Origin of the sequence: Marinibaculum pumilum, from assembly GCF_042646425.1 — a bacterium.
In the GTDB taxonomy this organism is placed as follows: Bacteria; Pseudomonadota; Alphaproteobacteria; order Ferrovibrionales; family Ferrovibrionaceae; genus Marinibaculum; species Marinibaculum pumilum.
Map to the genome: position 1 here is coordinate 1 of NZ_JBHRTR010000036.1, position 1,403 is coordinate 1,403.

Consider the following 1,403-nt stretch of genomic DNA (forward strand, 5'->3'; position numbering starts at 1 on the left):
CGGCGCGCGGTATCGCCGCCCTGGGCGCCGCCGCCGGCTCAGCCGCAGGCGCGCGCGCCGGTGCCGGGCGCGCCGCCTCCGGTTCCTGGAACCACGAGTAGTGGCAGCGGGAACAGCGTACCTGACGCCCGTCCGGCCGGAGGGCCGTGGCAGGGACGCTGAATTGCGTCTGGCAGTTTGGGCAGGCGACGATCATGACCTAGGAAAAGGCTTATACTCTGAAAGACGGGGTGATTCACTTCCTGCGGCACCCAAGCACTTGATTATGCGTCATTCGGGCGCGCGGCGCTTCTGGTAAAATCATGCCGGCCGGCATCGCGCGGTGCGCAGCGGCACGAACCCGCGAATCGTGGCAGGGATGGACCGGGCCGGGCCGGAGGCATATGTGTCAGTGGTAACGGAAACCCCCTCGATGCCTGGATTCCCGCCTGCCGGGGCCGGGCTCCGCCCCGTCTGCAACCGACTGGCGGCAATCATGGCGCTTGCCCCCACCATCAACAGGACCCTGAGCAGGTAGTGGCCGGAAAAGCACAGGTGATTCGGTTCGAGAATGTCGGCATGCGCTACGGCCCCGGGCCGGAAGTGCTGCACGACCTGTCCTTTACCCTGAAGCCCGGCTCCTTCCACTTCCTGACCGGGCCCAGCGGCGCCGGCAAGTCGTCGCTGCTGAAGCTGCTGTTCCTGGCGCACCGGCCGTCGCGCGGGATCATCACCATGTTCGGCAACGACATTGCCGGGCTGGCACGCGACGACCTGCCGGCGCTGCGCCGGCGAATCGGGGTGGTGTTCCAAGAGTTCCGGCTGATCAACCACCTGACCGCGATCGAGAATGTCGCCCTGCCCCTGCGCATCGCCGGCGTACCGGAGCGGCAGGTCCGGTCCCATGTCGAGGAGCTGCTGACCTGGGTCGGTCTGGGGGAGCGGCTGCATGCCCGCCCCTCGGTGCTGTCCGGCGGCGAGAAGCAGCGGGTGGCGATCGCCCGCGCAGTGATCGGCAAGCCGGACCTGCTGCTCGCCGACGAACCGACGGGCAATGTCGACCCGGTGATGGCGCGCCGGCTGATGTACCTGTTCGTGGAGTTGAACAAGATCGGCACCACCCTGCTGATCGCCAGCCACGACACCAGCCTGATCCGCCAGTTCGACCAGCCCTGCATGGAGCTGAAGGACGGCACCCTGGTGATGCACCGGGACGGCCTGCCGTGATCCGCCGACGCCGACGCCAGGCGCCGCTGCTGGAGCTGGACCGGGACAGTTCGGGCCGTTCCCTGCCCGGCGTGGTGGCCGTCATGGTGGCCCTGGCGGTGCTGGCCATGGCGGGCGCCCTGCTGCTCGATTCCGCCGGCGGCAGCTGGGACGCGATCGGCGCCGATCGCCTGCTGGTGCAGGTCGACGCCCTGCCG

At 69.0% G+C, this 1,403-nt stretch carries 2 protein-coding genes and 1 pseudogene; 2 read left to right on the forward strand and 1 reads right to left on the reverse strand.

All coding sequences use genetic code 11. The features are described from left to right. Positions 1-196: zinc-ribbon domain-containing protein (locus ACFOGJ_RS22440; protein ID WP_379904805.1), on the reverse strand; the 196-nt coding region annotated here is incomplete at its 3' end. A gap of 338 nt (positions 197-534) precedes the next feature. Here ACFOGJ_RS22440 and ftsE point away from each other — a divergent pair. Beyond that, on the forward strand, positions 535-1,206 hold the full coding sequence (gene ftsE, locus ACFOGJ_RS22445; RefSeq protein WP_379904807.1) for a cell division ATP-binding protein FtsE: 672 nt from the start codon (positions 535-537) through the stop codon (positions 1,204-1,206). Next, positions 1,203-1,403, forward strand: a pseudogene (locus tag ACFOGJ_RS22450) (hypothetical protein); the annotation flags it as partial. The gene ftsE and the pseudogene ACFOGJ_RS22450, both read left to right, overlap by 4 nt.